Annotated in this window: 14 protein-coding genes; 7 read left to right on the plus strand and 7 right to left on the minus strand. The window is 54.2% G+C overall.

Annotated elements, in window-relative coordinates; translation table 11 throughout:
- The first annotated feature begins 104 nt into the window (after nt 1-104).
- From R0135_RS07985 to R0135_RS08010, 6 genes are all read left to right on the plus strand, one after another.
- Nucleotides 105-932, plus strand: coding sequence for a DUF6502 family protein (locus tag R0135_RS07985; RefSeq protein WP_407349727.1), 828 nt, complete (start codon nt 105-107; stop codon nt 930-932).
- Nucleotides 929-2,782 (plus strand): DUF5666 domain-containing protein, encoded by a 1,854-nt coding sequence (locus R0135_RS07990; protein WP_407349728.1) that lies wholly within the window; start codon nt 929-931, stop codon nt 2,780-2,782. The genes R0135_RS07985 and R0135_RS07990 overlap by 4 nt, the downstream gene beginning before the upstream one ends.
- 201 nt (nt 2,783-2,983) lie before the next feature.
- On the plus strand, nt 2,984-4,267 hold the full coding sequence (locus tag R0135_RS07995; protein ID WP_407349729.1) for a PotD/PotF family extracellular solute-binding protein: 1,284 nt from the start codon (nt 2,984-2,986) through the stop codon (nt 4,265-4,267).
- On the plus strand, nt 4,248-5,981 hold the full coding sequence (locus R0135_RS08000; RefSeq protein WP_407349730.1) for a diguanylate cyclase: 1,734 nt from the start codon (nt 4,248-4,250) through the stop codon (nt 5,979-5,981). Before R0135_RS07995 ends, R0135_RS08000 begins: the two co-directional genes overlap by 20 nt.
- Nucleotides 5,982-6,027: 46 nt before the next feature.
- The gene (locus tag R0135_RS08005; protein ID WP_407349731.1) at nt 6,028-7,818 is read left to right on the plus strand and encodes a Na/Pi cotransporter family protein; all 1,791 of its coding nucleotides are present in this window, start codon (nt 6,028-6,030) and stop codon (nt 7,816-7,818) included.
- 51 nt (nt 7,819-7,869) lie between these two features.
- Nucleotides 7,870-8,160, plus strand: a complete 291-nt coding sequence (locus R0135_RS08010; RefSeq protein WP_407349732.1) for a hypothetical protein — start codon at nt 7,870-7,872, stop codon at nt 8,158-8,160.
- On the opposite strand, the gene R0135_RS08015 is transcribed toward R0135_RS08010, so the two are convergent.
- Together R0135_RS08015 and R0135_RS08020 are read right to left on the minus strand one after the other, a co-directional pair.
- The gene (locus R0135_RS08015) at nt 8,122-8,658 is read right to left on the minus strand and encodes a hypothetical protein (protein WP_407349733.1); all 537 of its coding nucleotides are present in this window, start codon (nt 8,656-8,658) and stop codon (nt 8,122-8,124) included. The two genes, R0135_RS08010 and R0135_RS08015, sit on opposite strands and share 39 nt — an antisense overlap.
- Nucleotides 8,651-9,901: a glycerol dehydrogenase gene (locus R0135_RS08020; protein WP_407349734.1), complete on the minus strand. Its 1,251-nt coding sequence runs from the start codon at nt 9,899-9,901 to the stop codon at nt 8,651-8,653. The genes R0135_RS08015 and R0135_RS08020 overlap by 8 nt, the downstream gene beginning before the upstream one ends.
- A gap of 101 nt (nt 9,902-10,002) precedes the next feature.
- Between R0135_RS08020 and prlC the strand changes: the two genes are divergently transcribed.
- Nucleotides 10,003-12,036 (plus strand): oligopeptidase A, encoded by a 2,034-nt coding sequence (prlC, locus tag R0135_RS08025; RefSeq protein WP_407349735.1) that lies wholly within the window; start codon nt 10,003-10,005, stop codon nt 12,034-12,036.
- A gap of 13 nt (nt 12,037-12,049) precedes the next feature.
- Here the strand turns inward: prlC and R0135_RS08030 are convergent, their stop codons facing one another.
- Genes R0135_RS08030 through R0135_RS08050 form a run of 5 tightly spaced genes read right to left on the minus strand, consistent with a single transcriptional unit; the run spans nt 12,050 to nt 17,937 of the window.
- Nucleotides 12,050-12,994 (minus strand): alpha/beta fold hydrolase, encoded by a 945-nt coding sequence (locus R0135_RS08030; RefSeq protein WP_407349736.1) that lies wholly within the window; start codon nt 12,992-12,994, stop codon nt 12,050-12,052.
- A gap of 3 nt (nt 12,995-12,997) precedes the next feature.
- A complete protein-coding gene (locus R0135_RS08035) occupies nt 12,998-13,966 on the minus strand; it encodes a TauD/TfdA family dioxygenase (protein ID WP_407349737.1) in 969 nt (322 codons plus the stop codon).
- A complete protein-coding gene (locus R0135_RS08040; protein ID WP_407349738.1) occupies nt 13,959-14,933 on the minus strand; it encodes an aldo/keto reductase in 975 nt (324 codons plus the stop codon). Before R0135_RS08040 ends, R0135_RS08035 begins: the two co-directional genes overlap by 8 nt.
- Before the next feature lie 50 nt (nt 14,934-14,983).
- On the minus strand, nt 14,984-16,225 hold the full coding sequence (locus tag R0135_RS08045) for a Gfo/Idh/MocA family protein (protein WP_407349739.1): 1,242 nt from the start codon (nt 16,223-16,225) through the stop codon (nt 14,984-14,986).
- Complete coding sequence (locus tag R0135_RS08050) at nt 16,222-17,937, minus strand: solute:sodium symporter family transporter (RefSeq protein ID WP_407349740.1); 1,716 nt, start codon at nt 17,935-17,937, stop codon at nt 16,222-16,224. The genes R0135_RS08045 and R0135_RS08050 overlap by 4 nt, the downstream gene beginning before the upstream one ends.
- Nucleotides 17,938-17,964 lie beyond the last annotated feature (27 nt).

The following is a 17,964-nucleotide window of genomic DNA, read 5'->3' on the forward strand; positions in this document are numbered from 1 at the left end:
GACCCGCAGGGACTCGACGGCAAAGTATGGTCCAGGGCTCACTTTCGACCTTCTAAAAAAGATTAGTGTTGACAATGTCCGTATTTGGGAAAATAATCCCAATTATGAACAACGATACTCAAAGCGCACTTAGCAGCGCAATTTTCAGGATTCTCAGACCGCTTGCCCGCGTAATGTTACATCACGGCATGGCCTATGGAACTTTTGCCGAGCTTGCACGCAAAGCCTTTGTGGACGAAAGCCTCCAGCAACTGCGAAGTTCGGGAAAACGCAGCAGCATTTCCAGTGTTGCCGCAATGACCGGGCTGACGCGAAAAGAAGCATCGCGTTTAGCGGAGCTCGATGTCGATACCGGTCTGGATAGCGACCGGCGCTACAACCGGGCTGTTCGTGTAATCACGGGGTGGACCACCGATCCCAGGTTTGCAAGTACTGACGGTGAGCCTGAGATTCTCCCGCTACAGGGAGACAAAAGCTTTGAACTGTTAGTCAAAGAGTACTCGGGTGATGTTCCGGTGGCCGCCATGCTCTCAGCACTGGAGAGCAGTGGCACAGTCATCAGTGACGAACAGGGCGTACGACTTGTTGAGCGTGCCTACCTTCCGACCCAGACCCCCGCCGCGAGTATCAATATTCTCGGGAACGACGTGGCAGAAATCATCACCAGCATTGACCACAACCTCACACATGAGCGCGCAGCGCGCGTATTTCAGCGCAAAGTCTCTAACGGCAGTATTTCGGCCAATGCGCTGGAGGAGTTCAAGCAGCTGTCGAACAGAAAGTCCCAGGAACTGCTAGAGGAATATCACGCCTGGCTGACGGCCCATGAGGTGGATATAGACCCCAGTGACGATTCCATTGAACGAGCAAGATATGTCTCTATCGGCATCTACTACTACGACGACACCATTTACGAGGACCACAAGCCATGAAGCGCTCCTTTGATCCCAGTGCCTCGCGCAGAGCCCTACATCTTTTTACAGCTGGGAGTCTTCTTTGCCTCAGCGCTTGCGGCGGTGGAGGCGGCGGCGGACTGCTGGCAGGTGTCGTCAGCGCACCGGGCGGTGGCGGTGGTGGTATTGGCGGCACGGGCCTAACCAGCAGCGGCACCATAACCGGTACCGGCAGCATCTTTGTGAACGGCGTACGTTTTGATGTGGACGATGCAGAGATCTTCATTAATGGCGCGCCCGCCAGCGAAGATCAGCTGGGACTCGGCATGGTGGTCTCTGTATCGGGCACTGTTGAGGAAGATGGTGTAAACGGCACAGCCCAGCGGGTCGATTACGACCCCCAGCTTGAGGGTCCCGTCACGACCATTGAGCGCAATGCTGACAACAGCAGTGCGCGTATTACAGTACTAGGACAAAGCGTCATTATCGAACGCACCAGCACCGTCTTTGAAGAGAGTAGCTTTGATGGCATCGCCGCGGGCGATGTGGTCGAAATATCCGGCTATCTGGATAGTGACGGTCGCCTGCGCGCAACGCGAGTCAGCGGCGAAGACACCATTGACGGGAGCGTGAAGCTCAGCGGCATTATCAGCAATCTACTGGGTCAGGCATTTAGCATCGGCACACAAAGCGTCGATGCTGGTGATGCAGTACTCAGCGATCTGCCCAACACGGGACTTGCCGACGGCATCTTCGTCAAGGTGGAAGGTGAACTCATTGATGGCGTGATTCGCGCAAGCGAGATTGAAGGCCGCGGTGCAGCGCTCACGTCCCTGCAGGTCGATGACCAGATTACAGTGGAAGGCACCGTTGCCGACTTCGATGGCGTCAGTGGCTTCACGGTAGAGGGGCTACCAATCGATGCAGCTAATGCTTCGCTGAATATCGGAGAACTCGCCTTGGGCAATGGCCTTATTGTGGAGGTCAGCGGCACCTGGAATGGCGAGCGGGTGATCGCGACTGCAATTAGCGTACGGCGCGGCCGGATCAAGATCGAAGCGCCACTAAGTGGTATCAGCGACACCCAACTGAGCTTCGAGTTTGCCGGGACCATCATCAACGTGGACACCGATGCACGCACGCTCTTTGATGACGACCGCGATGGCATAGAGTATCTCAAGATTGCAGATCTGGCGATCGGCGACTACCTGGAAGTAGAAGCGCTCGACAGCACCGGCGGGCTTATAGCGACCCGTGTGGATCGTGATGACGACGATAATGAGAGCGAGCTACAGGCACCGGTGCAAAGCTTTATTGATGGATTGAGTGTCACCCTGCTGGGGGTTACCTTTGATGTGACCCAAGCGGACTTTGAAAACTCTGCGGACAACGCCATTAGCAGTGCGCAGTTTTTTGCCAATCTGAACAACGGTGCGCTTGTGAGCGTCAGTGACGGTAACCCCAGCGATGGTTTTGCCGAGGAGGTGGAGTTTGAGTTTGCCACAGCCCTGGACGGTGATCGGGAGTTCAGTGACGATGATGAGGAGCGGCTCGACACCAATGAACTGCCACAGAACATACTGAACTACATCAGCGCGAACTTCCCGAACGCAGATATCGCCTTTAGTGAGCGTGATACCGATGACAACGAAATTGAGGTCTATCTGACCAACGGTACTGAGCTTGTCTTCGATCTGAGCGGAAACTTCCTGGAGTCTGAGCTCGAAGACGGGGAAGATTCAGAAGACCCTGAGGATCCCGAAGATCCGGAGGATCCTGAAGATCCGGAAGATCCGGAAGATCCGGAAGATTCGGAAGATTCGGAAGATCCTGAGGACCCCGAAGATCCGGAGGATCCCAATAGTCCTGAGGATCCCTCGGGTTCCTAATCAGCAAACGGTTCTGACGATCACCGTCTACGCCTGAAGTCGGCGCGACATTCGGGCGCTAATTTGGCACTCAAATCGGGCTATCAGGCCAACAACGGTCCCGACCTGTTGATGTGCATCAATCAACGACCAAAAAACCATCGCAAAGCTTTTCCAGCGGCTATATTGTAGAAACCGGTGCCAACATGGCCAAATGGTGACATGGTTACGAACAACAAACGTCCGGAGCCAGGGCGGCGAAGAATTCTTAAGCAGGCGGGTTCTCTCCTGGCAGCGAGTAGCCTCGGGTTCCCCGCCATCATCTCGGCGCGCGACGCCAAACCGACGGTGCGCGTACTAGGTACGCATGTAACGCTACAAGAACCCATACGACAGCGCGCGGAGCAGGATCTGGGTATCAACCTGCAGTTCAGTCCCGGCGGCAGCGCGCAGGTCTTATTCAAAGCTTCCATGGACCCTTCCAGCTTTGACCTTTACGAGCAGTGGTCAAACAGCATGCGCGTGCTTTGGCAGTCACGCGCGATACAAACGATCGATCCGGGTCGTATTGAATACTGGGACGAAATCAATCCGCTGAGTAAAACCGGGCGATTGTCACCGAACGATGCGATCGGTGCCGGTGATGCGCCGCACCTGCTCCTGTATGTACAGGCCGACGGTTCTTTGGGCAGTACCCCCACAAGTGAGATAGCGTACCTGCCTTACGTGCATAACGCAGACTCTTTGGGTTACAACCCCGATCGTATCCCCGAAGGGGAGCCCTACAAAAGCGAGAGTTGGGGCTGGCTTCTGGACCCACAACATCGGGGGCGCGTGGCGATTGTTAACGCGCCGAGTATAGGTGTGTTTGATCTAGCTCTCGCGGCACAGGCCCGGGGACTTATGGCCTTTGATGATATCGGTAACATGAGTCGTGAGGAGGTCAACCAGCTCTTCGATATTCTCATGCGCTTCAAAGCCGACGGGCATTTTCGTGGATTTTGGAACTCGGTCCCGCATTCGGCCAAGCTAATGACTCGCGGCGAGGTGGACGTACAAAGTATGTTTTCTCCCGGCGTATCCATGGTCCGCAGCGCCGGAACGCGCTGTCTTTACGCTGCTCCAAAAGAAGGCTACCGAGCCTGGCAAGGCGTAATGTGCCTCTCCCGCGAAACCCGAGGCGAGCAAGAGGATGCAGCCTACCAGTATATGAACTGGTGGCTGTCAGGCTGGCCGGGTGCGTTTATAAGTCGCCAAGGCTACTACATCAGTAATCCCTCACGCTCTAAAGGCCTGATGCCTGAGCATGAGTGGAATTACTGGTATGAGGGACACGCCGCCAGTGGTCCGTTGACTGGACCGGACGGCAATGTAACCGTTCAACCCGGTGAGAAGCGTCGCGGCGGCAGTTACACCCAGCGCTTCTCGAACATCGCCGTTTGGAACACCGTAATGCCAACTTTTGACCTCACGGTTCAACGCTGGAATGAGTTTGTCATCGCCTGAATTAAGCCTCAAGCAGCGCGGCGTTCTCAGTCATTTGCCGCTACGGGTCCGGCTTGCCGCCGCATTTGTCACTAGTCTGGTCGCTGTGTTGACCCTGGTGTCCATGACCTATGTCGCCGTCAACTTTAGCTCCAAACAAAGTAATGAACTGCAGATCGCAGGTGCAAAATTAGACTTTGTTAACGATCTGACTCTTGCTTCGACGGCGCTGCAGCTGGCCGCAACGCGATATGTATACCTGGGCCACGATTCAGCGCGTGAGTATGTCACTAACAATATCGACCTATGGCTTAACGAGATTGCTGCCTGCCGGGAGCGTAGCTGCTTAAATCAGGAACGAATAGATGATGTCGATACCCACTTAAACGCATTTTTGGATGCGTTCAATCTTGTGGCAACATCACGCAGTGACATCGCAAACGCTCTGATTAGCGACTTCGCAAACTTGAGAGTATCTGCACCTACTACCAACAACACAGTGGACTACCCAGGCGCAGGGCAGATCAATAGCATCAACGACCACATTTCGACTATTGAAGCGACACTCCTCGCCTACTTTGTCACCTCGGACTCTCAAAGAATTTCTGATGCCGAGGCACATCTCGATGAACTCAAGGGCCATCTCGCGAGCACCTTCGGCGCCCTGGAGGAAACTCAAAATACAGCTGTCGGCAGCTTCAGTATTGATCGCTTGGAGAACTCTCTCTATGCAAATATTCAGCGCATCCGGAGCTATGCCTACCTTGTTAACGTTGTACTGCCCTCGGAAGCGCGAGAAATGGAGTACCTTGCCAGCAATGTTGCTGCAGAGGTGCACGAAGAAATTGCTGCCCTACAAACCTCTATGCAAAGCAACCGCCAAAACTTTTATGTCTGGGTTTTTTCACTGACCGCGTTCGTTCTGTTGCTGAGTATCCCGATGTTCTTCTGGCTGTTGAACTCGGTCACTTCACCGCTTAAGAATCTGTCCGCTGTGTTTCACAGACTCACGCAGGGCTCTGAAGAGAAAATCATTGGCGCGGAGCTTACAAAAGACGAGATTGGTGATCTGTTCAAAGCAGCTGAAGCATTCCGCCGCGAAAATGTGCGTGAACGAGAACTGTTAGCCGATTATCGAGAACTAAGTCGAAACCTCGAATCTCAGGTCACAGAGCGCACTCGAGAACTGGAAGCCAAAAACGCGGAACTCGACCACATCGCCTCGGTGGATAAACTCACCGATACCTATAATCGTCGGGCACTGGATGCGGCGCTTTCTGCAGAGCTGGAACGCGCAAACCGATACCAGCGACCGCTATCGGTGTTGCTCATGGATATCGACTTTTTTAAGCACGTGAATGATCAATACGGCCATCTCACCGGCGACAAAGTACTGGTTACTTTGTGTCAGAAGATCAAAGAAAATCTGCGCGCATCCGATATATTAGGCCGCTGGGGTGGAGAGGAATTCCTCGTGATCTGCCCGGAGACAGACCTTGAACAGGCGAGAAACGCGGCAGAAAAAGTTCGCCGAGCCATCGAGAAAACAGATTTTGAGCTCTCCAAAAACATCACCATTAGCGTTGGAATATCGGTGCTCATGGAAAATGCCACGGTGGAATCGCTCGTGGCAGAGGCTGACAAAGCGCTCTACCTCGCGAAAAGCCAGGGACGCAATCGCGTATGCATTGCTCCAATGATGCTGGCACCCCTCCACGCCGCCCCTCCCCAGTGAAGCGCAACAGGCTGCGCTGTGTTTCAGCGCGGTCAAGCCAAAGCCGATGACTCGTAAATTCACCTTTCCCGTGCTGTTGCTGGCACTCGCCTACGCACTATGGATGAGCACAGACTTCGTAGAAATAGCTGCCGGCATCGCCCTTTTCATGTTTGGCATGCTTTGCCTGGAGGCGGGCTTTAAGTTCTTTACCGGCGGCCCCCTGGAGGCAGCGCTGCAAATCTCTACGGATAAACTATGGAAAAGCCTGAGCTTTGGTGTGGTCAGCACCACTATGATGCAATCAAGCTCTCTGGTGTCGCTGATTACCGTGTCTTTTGTCGGTGCCGAAATGATTACCCTCGCTGCTGGCATGGGAATCATCATGGGAGCCAACATAGGCACTACCACCGGCGCCTGGCTCATCGCCGGCTTCGGCCTCAAGGTGAACATCGCCGCCTATGCCATGCCCGTGCTGGTGTTTGGCGTGCTCTTTCGACTGCGACAAACCCGCACTGTGCAAGCGCTGGGCGATGTAATGCTGGGCTTCGCTTTTTTATTCCTGGGCATTCATTACATGAAGATCGGCTTTGAGGCCTTTCAAGGCAGTTTCGATCTCTCTGCCTATGCAATTGCAGGCTTTGTCGGCGTCGTCGTCTACACCTGCATCGGTATGCTCATCACCGTGGTCATGCAGTCGAGTCACGCCACGCTCCTGATTATTATCACTGCCCTGGCTGCCGGCCAGGTCAGCTACGAAAACGCCCTGGCACTGGCTATTGGTGCAAACCTTGGAAGCACTATCACCATCGTGCTGGGGAGCCTTTCATCAAATATTGGCGGCAAGCGTCTCGCGGCATTTCACGTGCTTTTCAACCTGATTACCGCGTTATTCGCCATATTCTTCATTACCCAGCTGGCAAAGCTTGTGGACATGCTCGCGCTAACGCTTGGGATACCCGGCGATGACGCATTGCTTAAGCTGGCGCTATTTCATTCTCTGTTTAACATTTTGGGCGTGACCGGCTTTGTTGCCTTCGTCAATCGACTGGAACAGCTCCTGCAAAGACTCATCAACGCCCATCCCCAGGGGGCCCAATATCCACAGTTCCTGTTTGCCGAGGCTCTGGAAACACCAGCGACCGCAGTGAATGCAGTGAGTAAAGAAGTCGAGCACCTAATGGAAAACGCCTTCGGCTTATTGGCACATGGACTGAGTCTGCGCCGCCAAACCATCGATTCTGAGGAATCTTTGAGCAAAGCCGTGGAGCAAACCCGACGGATTTTTCTCATTGATGTGGATGACGACTATGAAGCCAGTATCAAGGGTTTGCATACTGAGATCATTGCGTTCATTGCCAGCGCACAGGCGCGGGAGTCCAACGCCTCAGCTAACGAACGCCTTTTTGAATTACGTCGGGCAAGTCGAAGTATCGTAGAAGCCGTTAAAGCCATGAAGCATCTGCACAAGAATTTACGGCGCCACGGACTCTCGTCAAACCCCTCAGTACGTGCGCGTTATAACCAGATCCGCCTGCAGATAGCCCAGCTTTTACGCGAGATTCGAAAAGCACTGCGAGAAGAGCCTGGAGAGCTGGCGGTGCTATCTCTGGACGTGGCCAAACTGGAGCAGGAAAAGATCGCCAAACAACTGCTTTTAGATTTAGATGATGCGATTCGCCAGCGAAAAATACCCGTATCCATCGTCACGTCAGTGATGAACGACGAAGACTACGCCCAGAATATTGGAAATAGCTTGCTGCGCGCCCTTGCGATTCTTCGAAGCGCCGATTGGCGCCCCGAATCAGAGAGCCTTGCTCTGAGCAATGAGGACATCAATGAACTATTGGAAAAATAACCACCGACTCAAAAAATGCTCAGACTTTAGGGCCACTCATGGAGTCGCACGATGAAAGCAAAGAAACTGCTCAATCGTCTCGGCGAGTTTCTGGACGCGGATGAAACAACACAATATCGGGAACTTAAGGCAACCAACAAAGTGCTCGGAGTGCTCAAAGCACTCAAACGCAAAGAGGCCTCGCTTAAGGAGCAACTGCTGATTACCTTGGACCCGCAAGAGCGGTCTGCCATTCAAACCAAACTCGACGTCATCTACGCCCAACGCAAAAAGGGTGTGGAACGCGTCAAGCAGTTAAAGGAACTAGAACGCTCTGGCGATGGTGACACCAAAGATAAATAGATGTTCGCCATCCACAAAATCCACGTCGATCTGTGGCGAGACCTCATAGGCATCAAAATGAAACCCGTACTCCAGTCCCACACGCACGAGAAAAACGGAGCCCTCTTCTTCTGAGTCCTCAAGACCCGGCCCCGCGTACAGCTTCCACGGCCCTCGGTGCACCGCTACCGGTAACACCGCCACGTTGGTGTGAAAATCTCCACCGACATGCTCAAAAATGGCTCCGACACCAAATTGCTCATTCATACGATATTCGTATTCAAGGCCCAACGTTAAGCCCTGATTTCGCCGTGTTTCCGTAGTGTCACCAATAAACACACCCAACGTATGATGCGGAAAGGCGAGATGGCCCGGGCTGCTCTGGGTATGCGAAGCGACTTCATGTTCTGCAGAAGCATGCGCATTAGACGGGTCCTCATCGGCCTCAGCCCAGCTTAGAGAGCTCGTCACAGCCACCAGTGCAATAAGTAGATACCTGCTGCTCACGTTCTTAATCATCACCATGAATCTCTAAATAGGCCGCATGTCCCCGCGCCTCGATCACCTCTCGGCCCAAGGTATCGGCGGTGAGGATCGCAGCATGTAGTTTCTCGGCCGTCACCTCCTGAGGCATATTCGCCATAAAGGGAAACTCCAAAGCCGCAGTAACAACAGCTTCGATACTACTATGGTCATCCGGTGACAAAGATAGCTGCCCAAGGTGTACGGGCAAGCCAATCTGCGCAAAGAACTCCGTAGCGCGCCTTGCTTCATCGTCCCAACCTTCAAGAGCCAGCTGTGCCAAAACCCCCATAGCGACCATTTCTCCATGCAGGTATCGCTGATGCACATGCTCGATCACAGTATAGGCCTGCGCAAAGCCATGGCTAGCGGCCAAGCCTCCACACTCAAAGCCAATACCGCTTAACAGGGTGTTGGCTTCAACAATACGCTCCAGAGCATCATCAATGACTCCCGTTGCCAAGGCCTCAAGCGCGGCCTCACCGTCCGCATAAATAGTCTTGGCACAAAGCTCTGCAATGGCGGCACCGGCAAGCGTTGGACTGGCTCCAAAGGTTGTGAAGGCGTTAGGGTTCAGCGAGCATGCCCGGGCCTCGTACCAAGTGGCCATGGCATCGCCCATGCCCGCCACAAGATATCTGGCAGGAGCGGCGGCAATGACCGCAGTATCAACCAAAACCAAGGCGGGATTTTCGGCAAACACCTCAAAGGTCTCTGATACGCCTTCCGGCGTGTAAATCACCGAAGCGGCCGAACAGGGCGCATCGTTAGATGCCAGCGACGGCACCACCACGGCCGGTACGTTTAATCTGTGGGCAATACATTTACCGGCATCAACAACCTTACCGCCACCCAGAGCAATCACCGTTGCCGGAGGGGTCTCCTGCGCGCGAAGAACATCGGCATGGGACTCAATCTCGGCAAAAGAGCACTCCCCACCAAAGGTCAAAATGGTCGCTGGCACGCCAGCATCCGCAAGACTCTTTAAAAGCACTGCGCCCTCCGCTCTCTGACTACGAGCTGACAGTAAGACCGCACAGGACTCGAAGCCAAGTTTGCCAAGATAGGCCCCGGTTTGGGCAATTACGCCAGGTGCCTGCACATAACGCCGGGGGCTTCCAAAAACACGAGGCATGCTTTGAGAAGTCGTGGGTAGCGCAAACAGCTCCAACTCTCCTCCCTGCTCATCATTTCCCGGTTCTGACGCACCTTCATTTAAGTCCTGATGCTTATCTGACATGACAACTTACCTCGCTTTTTTTATAGAATTCTAAAGCAAATACGCAATGTGCGTCGCTTCGTGGCAAAATCCCCGGCTTGCTTAAAAATAGAGAATTCGCAATGTCCAATCCACTACTACAAGACAGTCCCCTGCCGCAGTTTTCGGTCATACAGCCGGAGCATGTGGAACCGGCCATCGATTCCCTGCTCGCACTCAACCGCGAGAAGATCGAGATCCTGCTGGAATCCCTTGAAAAACCCGACTGGCAGACATTGGTTGAACCACTGGCGCTTTTGGACAACAAGCTGTCACGTGCCTGGTCGCCGGTTTCGCACCTCAACGGCGTTCTTAACAGCGAGGAGCTGCGCGAAGCACACAGTGCTTGTCTTGCAAAGCTTTCTCAGTTCAATACTGAGATGGGCCAGAACAGTCGGCTTTTTGAGGCTTATAAAGCAGTGGCACAAGGCGGCGAAGCATTGAATGCCGAACAACGCAAAGTGCTGGAAAACATCCTGCGCGACTTCCGTTTGTCCGGAGTGGATCTCCCCCAGGACAAGCAGCAACGCTTTAAAGAGATACAGCAAGCCCTGTCAGCGCTTTCCAGCGACTTCTCAAACAAAGTGCTGGATGCGGGCAACGCCTGGAGTAAAGAGCTTGCAAGCAGTGCAGAGCTGGAAGGCCTGCCCCAGGCCGCCATCGATTTGGCCAGACAGACTGCCCGGCAGCGCGGGCTTGAGGGCTATCTGCTGACTCTGGACTTCCCGTCCTATCAGCCCGTTATGACCTATGCCGTGGACCCAGCGTTACGCGAAGAGATGTATCGAGCTTTTGCCACTCGCGCCAGCGACGAGGGCCCCCACGCAGGCCAGTTCGATAACTCTCAAAACATGCGCGAAATTCTTGCACTACGCCACGAAGCAGCACAGCTGCTGGACTTCAGGAATTACGCGGAGCGCTCTATCGCTACCAAGATGGCTCGCAGTACTGACGAAGTCATGGGCTTCCTCAATGACCTGGCCAAGCGTTCCAAAGCGCAGGCAGAGGCAGAGTTTGCCGATCTTAAAGACTACGCCGCAGAGCATCATTCCCACGCCGAACTGCAGCCTTGGGACATTGCCTATTTTAGCGAAAAGCTTCGCCAGCACCGGCACAATATCGGCGAAGAAGAGGTAAAACCCTACTTCCCCATAAACCGTGTCATTCCCGGAATGTTTGAAGTTGTGGGCCGACTATTTGCTGTGAGCTTCCATCTCGTCACCGATGTAGAGACTTATCATCCCGACGTAAGCTTCTACGAAATCCGTAATCCCGATGGCAGCGTGCGCGGTCAATTTTACTTTGATCTATACGCTCGCCAGAACAAACGCGGGGGAGCCTGGATGGCGGACTGCCAGTCTCGTATGAAGACCGACACACTGGAACAAGCGCCCGTGGCCTATATGACCTGCAACTTCACACCGCCAGTTGGTGATGCTCCCGTACTGCTTACCCATCGTGAAGTGGAGACCTTGTTCCACGAATTCGGGCACGGACTCCATCATATGCTCACCCGCGTGGATTACCCGGATATTGCGGGAATCAGTGGTGTTGCCTGGGACGCGGTGGAGCTGCCCTCGCAGTTTATGGAGAACTACTGCTGGGAACGCGAAGCGCTGAATCTATTTGCTGCACATCACGAAACCGGCGAACCCATTCCAGACGATCTCTACGAGCGCATGCTCGCCGCCAGGAATTTTCAGTCCGGCATGATGATGGCTCGCCAACTGGAGTTTGCGATCTTTGATTTTCGTATGCATCTGGAATACGACCCCGCCGACGCCGACCGCATCTACGATATCCTCGAAGAAGTTAGATCGCAGGTTGCGGTGAACCCGGCCCCAAGCTGGAATCGCTTTCCCCATGCGTTCTCTCACGTGTTCGGCGGTGGCTACGCCGCAGGCTACTACAGCTACAAATGGGCCGAGGTTTTGTCCGCTGATGCCTTCTCCAAGTTCGAAGAAGATGGCGTGTTCAACCAAACAACCGGCCGGGCATTCCTGGAGAGCATTCTCGAGCGCGGTGGCTCGGATGATGCCATGAACTTATTTGTGGCCTTTAGGGGAAGAGAACCCAAGGTGGATGCCCTGCTCAGGCATACCGGCATCGCTGCCTAAGCTCCAAAGTTTCTCAAGGAGCAGGCAGTAACGCCGATTGTAGAAACGTCCTCACCGGCGGCAGCGAACGCAGCGGATCTTCTTCCTGGGGCACGTGTCCAAGCTTGGGAAGTGGTACCAAGCGGCTATCAGGAAGAACTCTCTGGTAGTCCGCTGCGTTTTCGATGGGGATCATACGATCCGACTCACCCCATAGCAGCAGCACCGCAACAGAGATTTGTTTTAGTAGCGGCTGTGGATCCACAAGCACTGTCTGCGTCAATCGCTGCAGCAGCGCATCTCTGGAACCGGGGGCCAGCATGAGATCGTGATACCGCGTCACGACGGCCTCATCAAGCTTACTTGCATCAGCGTAGGCTGGTGCTAGATTCATCCTCAGAACATGCTTGGGTAACACATAGCGCATGAGGTTCATGATGTAGGGGACTTCAGCTGGTTTTGAGTATTCAAAGCCTTTACTGGCGAACCCATCGGGCGAAACCAGAACCAACGCCGACACACGCTGCGGATAAGTAGCAGCCATGCGCCAGGCAAGCCGTCCGCCGATGGAGTTTCCAATGAATGCAGCCCGATCAACAGCCAACTCATCCATGAGCGCGCAAATAAGCTGTAATGCACGCTCGTCGGAGTAATCGTTACCGGGATCAGGATAGGACAATCCGGATCCGGGTAAATCAAAACGAATCACCCGAAACTCATCATCAAGCTCTGCCGCCCAGCCGTCCCAGGTGTGCAAACTCGCTCCAAAGCCGTGGAGCATAATGAGTACGGGAGCACTCGGGGAACCCTGCACTCGAAGATGCAGACGAACCCCGTCGATATCGCGAAGATCGGAAGCTTTGGCAAGATACAAAGCCTCAAGTTCAGATCGCGGCTTGTCTGGTGTCCACAGCCATAGACCCGCGGCAAGAATCACCAGGAACAGAGTGAAGCCAAAAAACCCTGAGGAACGCTTCAAGGCCTATTGCGCTCCGATCAGCGACGCCAAAATTGAGCGCGAACCCCCAAACGGTCGACGCCCATGCATCATCATAAAGTTGTCGAGCAGGACTACATCTGAGCGATGCCAGGCGACGTTTTCGGTGATCTCCTGCGCCAACTCGCAGGTCAGCGCGAGGTCCTGGGCCGAGATTTCTGCACCACCACCGAAGCTCACCGACTTCTCGCCTTTGTTACGGTTGTCGTTCCAACCCTGATACGCGGCGATGAGCTGATTGAAGAATACTTCAGACCCGCTCGCCAGCTTGCGCACCGCAGCTAACACCGGCGTTGTGACCTTCAGATCACCGCCATCGAGCCAGGACCAGTCATAGCCAAGGCCGGCCAGTTTTTGTTCTGCCTGATCCCGGTCACCAGTACCGAGTGTGCTGGTCCAACTTCGACCTTGTCCTGAGGCCGCGTCGGCCGCCAGAGGCATAACATTGGTGTAACGCAAACCCTCTGTGGCGCAGCGCTGCACAAACTCCGGCTGATGCTGTCGCATCATTGCCAGCAATTTATCGGAACGACACAAAGGAGTTTCACCGCCGCTATCGGGCGCCGTCTCGCAAAAGAAAAATAGCTTGGAAGGATAAACCGGGGTTTGGGCCATTTCGTGATGCAAAAATATTTCTACCGCAGCAGGCGCCTCGTTTGCCGTAAAAACTCGCTCCGTACGATTACTACGCACTGCGTTAGACAGTGAATCTGCATAGCGAAAATTCGGCCAGGCAAAGGCTTCAATAAAAGCGTCAAAATCCGTTGCCGACAGCAACGGCATCCCACGAAAAAGCAGCGCGCCGTGCTGCGCCAAAAGACCCGATAGCTCTGACTTCTTCTGCCGCAGCTGAGCTAGCAGTGCAGCCATTTCCAGAGTGTCCGAATTTGCTTGCAGGCAGGGAAAACTCGATTGCCCCGGACCGGGCCCCTGATAAGTCCATAGTTCAGTCATAAATCGCGTGGAACCTGTTAAACGCCGCCTCGCAAAATACGCCCGGATCATTAAAACGGCGATTTCGGTTGAGGCCTGAGATGGCGGCCATTTCATCACCGCTCAAACTGAAATCAAACAGTGAGCTATTCTCGATCAAACGCTCAGAACGGCTGGTCTTGGGGATCACTGCCGTGCCTCGCTGAATCGCCCAGCGCAGTACAACTTGTGCAGGCGTACGCTGTACACGCTGTGCAGCACTTAAAACCACGGCCTCGTCCAGCACCGACTCATTATCACTGGCCATGTCCAGAGCCACGTAGGACAGCGCGCCCAAGGGTGAGAATGCCGTAACCGGGATGTTGTAGCTCGCCGCAGTGCGCAGCAAGGCCTCCTGCGACAAATAGGGATGCGACTCAATCTGCAACATCGCCGGTGGCCGCTTCGCATAAGTCATCAAATCGTGAATCAGCCCGCTGTTGTAGTTGCAGATGCCGATCTCTCGAACAAGGCCTTGCTCGACTAATTCTTCCATGGCGCGCCAGGTATCGCTCAGAGGCACTGCCGCGAGCTCCATGCTTGGGGCATCCGCTTGTGGCTCAAAAAACCAACCCGGTGGGTAGCGATCAGCAAAATCCACAAAGGGTTGCGCTATGGGAAAGTGCACGAGGTACAGGTCGAGATAATCCAGTCCCAGATCATCCAGCGAGCGCTGGCAGGCCGCCGCAACATGCTTGGGATCATGAAATGTGTTCCATAGCTTGGACGTGACCCACAGGTCTTCGCGCCGACAGAGCCCGGCATCTATTGCCGTGCTAATGCCTCGCCCTACCGCCACTTCGTTCCCGTAGTCCGAGGCGCTGTCCAGGTGCCGGTACCCTGCGCGGATAGCGTCAACCACCGCGGTCGCGGTATCAGCTTCGTCAATCTTCCATAAACCCAAACCTACCAGAGGCATGGTCCCGGATCCCACAGCAATGCTTTCCATATCGATCATCCAAATGCAAAATTAAGTCCAGCGGTACATCTCACCTCGCCTCAGACAGAGGGAGAGCGCTGACGATCACCAGCCAATGCAGAGACTGATGTCCCGTAGTCCCCCAAAAATTCATTGATATCCACGACGGCGTTTTCGCGCATGGACTTTTGTGCTGCACTGGCAACAATGATCGCCCAAAGCCCCTGCATCGCGGTAGCGCCATCAGCCTCGCTACCGGCCAAACGATCCAGAAAACACTCCTGGGCAAAAAACGTGGCGCCGCTATGACCGCTCTCTTCGATTGCCCGGGGGTAGCTCACGTCCACGGGCGTGTACAAAGGATGCCCTGTAACTTCAAGCTGTAGAATACCCCTCGAAGGCTCGTCGCGTTTGAAGGTGGCATTCTCTGACGCCACAGCCCTGCCTTTGTCGCCAACCACCACCAGTTCCTCGTACAGCTCCTGACTGAACATGTTCAAGCAAAAGCTCGCGCGAATATCATTACAGTAATTGATGATCACAAACGCATGGTCATCAATGTCTGAGCGGTCACCAGCGTAGTCGAAATCCAAAAAATTCACGGCCGCACCCCCGCTTGCATAAACGCTTTGGGGTAAAGCTCCGGCCATTTGGTTAATCAGGTCGAAGTAATGGCAGCATTTTTCGACGAGAGTCCCGCCGGAGTAAACATTGAACTTATTCCACTGCTTCACCTTGTCCAAAAACTGCGGACGGTATTCCGACATGCTAATGGTTTTAACGTCGCCCAGTGCCCTGTCGTTTTTGACCGCGGCAAACAGATCCACATACTGGGCTTTAAATCGGTATTGCATGCCCAGCTGAAACAAGCCCTGGTAGTCGCGCACCGCCTCCACCATAGACAGGGCATCTTGCAAACGGGTGGCCATAGGTTTCTCAACGAGCAGCGCTTTACCACTGCTTAGCGCCACTCTCACGAGTTCCCAGTGAGTGTAGTTGGGTGTACTGATGATCACCGCATCCACCGCCGGATCAGCAAAAACCGCCTCTAAACTTGGATAGTGGTACGGAGCTGGCTCTTTGAGCTGCACCATCTCATGACTCGCCAGCTCCAGACTCGCTGGCGACTGATCATAAATCCCCCGCAGTACCGTCCGGCCCAGCAGGTGAGCAACACGCATATGCTCCCGACCCATCATGCCCACGCCCACTATGGCCAGCCCCGGCCGGTCGTCAGCGCTTTTGACTCCAGGGTTCCCGGCAAGGTGCGCAGAAGCTCGCGCCGCCTTCAGACCAGATGATTCATCATAAAAATGCCTCACATCACACCTCGAGCCAATGCGTATTCTCGTCGTTTAAACCACCACCAAACTGCGACATTCGCTAAGCCAAGCATGATGATCACGACATTGAATGTAATGCCAAAACCACCCACAAGACCCCAGGGTGAAAACAGCAGATACAGGGCAATCACACATGAGGCGAGCGTGCTCGCACAGGGAATTGCGTAGGCCCAGGGCGTCATCTCCACAAGCGCTGAGCGAGGCATCTCAGCAGGCCTGGCACGGGGTCGGTAGGTCGATATCCAAAGCATAATGCCTACCTCTATAAAAAACAGGATCGCGTAAAGATGTAAAAAGTGGATGTCGATGAAGTCATCAAAAACGAACTGGCAAAGCCCGTAGGCAACCACATGAAACACGATGGCAATCTTTGCCCCCAGCGCCGGCACACGAACGGTAAAAAGCCCTACCAGTACAATGGCGATGACCGGAATGTTATAGAACCCCGAGAAAATGCGAATAATTTGCCACAGCCCCACCGGCGCAAACTGCAATAAGGGCGCAATAGAAAAGGAAAAGACAGCGATAACCACGCTCGCAATCTTGGCGACGTGAACCATGTGTTTATCCGATACGGGGCGTTGCTTTAACGGCGCGTAGACATCCAGACAAAAAAGCGTGGCCGCACTGTTTAATAGCGAGTTAAAGGAGCTAAATACCGCACCGAGTAAAACCGCTAAAAAGAAACCCATGGCATATACCGGAAACACATCGCTGATGAGTCGTGGATAAGCAAGATCAATCGATGAAAGACCCGGCCCATAGAGATGAAAAGCGATAACCCCGGGAATCATCATAAAAAATGGCACGAGCACTTTGAAGAATCCAGACAGGAGCACCCCTTTTTGCCCGGCGGCAAGATTCCGGGCACCCAGCACCCGCTGAATGACATATTGGTTAGTGCACCAGTAAAAAAGGTTCGCAAGAATCATTCCCGTAAACAGCGTTCCAAAGGGTGTGGGGGAATCCTGGCCACCGATGGCGTTGAGCTTCTGTGGGTACTCAGTGGCCACCGTCTGCAGCCCACTGACGATACTCCCCTCGCCCAGCGCCGCAAATCCCAGAAGTGGAACCGCAATGCCAACGATCAGCAGCCCAAGCCCATTGAGTGTGTCAGACACCACAACGGCTTTGAGACCACCAAACACCGCATACATCGCGCCAATACAGCCGATGACAAAGATGGTTAAGACAAGCGACTGGCTATAGGACAGTTGCAGCATTGTCGGCAGATCAAACAGTTGCAAAACCGCGATAGAGCCCGAGTAGAGCACGCTGGGTATGGTGATCAGACCATAGCCAAACATGAACAACACAACCGTCATACGACGAACGCTGTCGTCGTATCGGTCGTTCAAAAACTGAGGAAGAGTGACAAACGCGCCACGGAGATATCGGGGAAGAAACACGAACGCCATGGCAATGGTGGCAATTGCCGCGGTCACTTCCCAGGCCATACTGCTCATATCAAAGCCATAAGCAGAGCCATTAAGACCAATTAACTGCTCTGCGGAGAGATTTGTCAGCAACAAAGAGCCTGCGATAAATGACGGACCCAGCCCTCGACCGGCCAGAAAGTAGCCGTCCTGAGTCGCCACTTCACCGCGGGTTTTTCGGTAAGACACCCAGGCGACCAGCGCCATAAAGCAGGCGCAGGTGAACAGCGTGCTGGCGATTTGCTCCGGTGTCATCGGGCCGAGTTAAGCCTGCGCGCCCTC

This window comes from Congregibacter variabilis (assembly GCF_045689235.1).
Classification (GTDB): Bacteria; Pseudomonadota; Gammaproteobacteria; order Pseudomonadales; family Halieaceae; genus Congregibacter; species Congregibacter variabilis.

Coding starts and splice junctions, on each gene's coding strand:
- R0135_RS07985 (WP_407349727.1), top strand. CDS start 105: ATGAACAACGATACTCAAAGCGCACTTAGCAGCGCAATTTTCAGGATT.
- R0135_RS07990 (WP_407349728.1), top strand. CDS start 929: ATGAAGCGCTCCTTTGATCCCAGTGCCTCGCGCAGAGCCCTACATCTT.
- R0135_RS07995 (WP_407349729.1), top strand. CDS start 2,984: ATGGTTACGAACAACAAACGTCCGGAGCCAGGGCGGCGAAGAATTCTT.
- R0135_RS08000 (WP_407349730.1), top strand. CDS start 4,248: ATGAGTTTGTCATCGCCTGAATTAAGCCTCAAGCAGCGCGGCGTTCTC.
- R0135_RS08005 (WP_407349731.1), top strand. CDS start 6,028: ATGACTCGTAAATTCACCTTTCCCGTGCTGTTGCTGGCACTCGCCTAC.
- R0135_RS08010 (WP_407349732.1), top strand. CDS start 7,870: ATGAAAGCAAAGAAACTGCTCAATCGTCTCGGCGAGTTTCTGGACGCG.
- R0135_RS08015 (WP_407349733.1), bottom strand. CDS start 8,658: ATGATTAAGAACGTGAGCAGCAGGTATCTACTTATTGCACTGGTGGCT.
- R0135_RS08020 (WP_407349734.1), bottom strand. CDS start 9,901: ATGTCAGATAAGCATCAGGACTTAAATGAAGGTGCGTCAGAACCGGGA.
- prlC (WP_407349735.1), top strand. CDS start 10,003: ATGTCCAATCCACTACTACAAGACAGTCCCCTGCCGCAGTTTTCGGTC.
- R0135_RS08035 (WP_407349737.1), bottom strand. CDS start 13,966: ATGACTGAACTATGGACTTATCAGGGGCCCGGTCCGGGGCAATCGAGT.
- R0135_RS08040 (WP_407349738.1), bottom strand. CDS start 14,933: ATGGAAAGCATTGCTGTGGGATCCGGGACCATGCCTCTGGTAGGTTTG.
- R0135_RS08050 (WP_407349740.1), bottom strand. CDS start 17,937: ATGACACCGGAGCAAATCGCCAGCACGCTGTTCACCTGCGCCTGCTTT.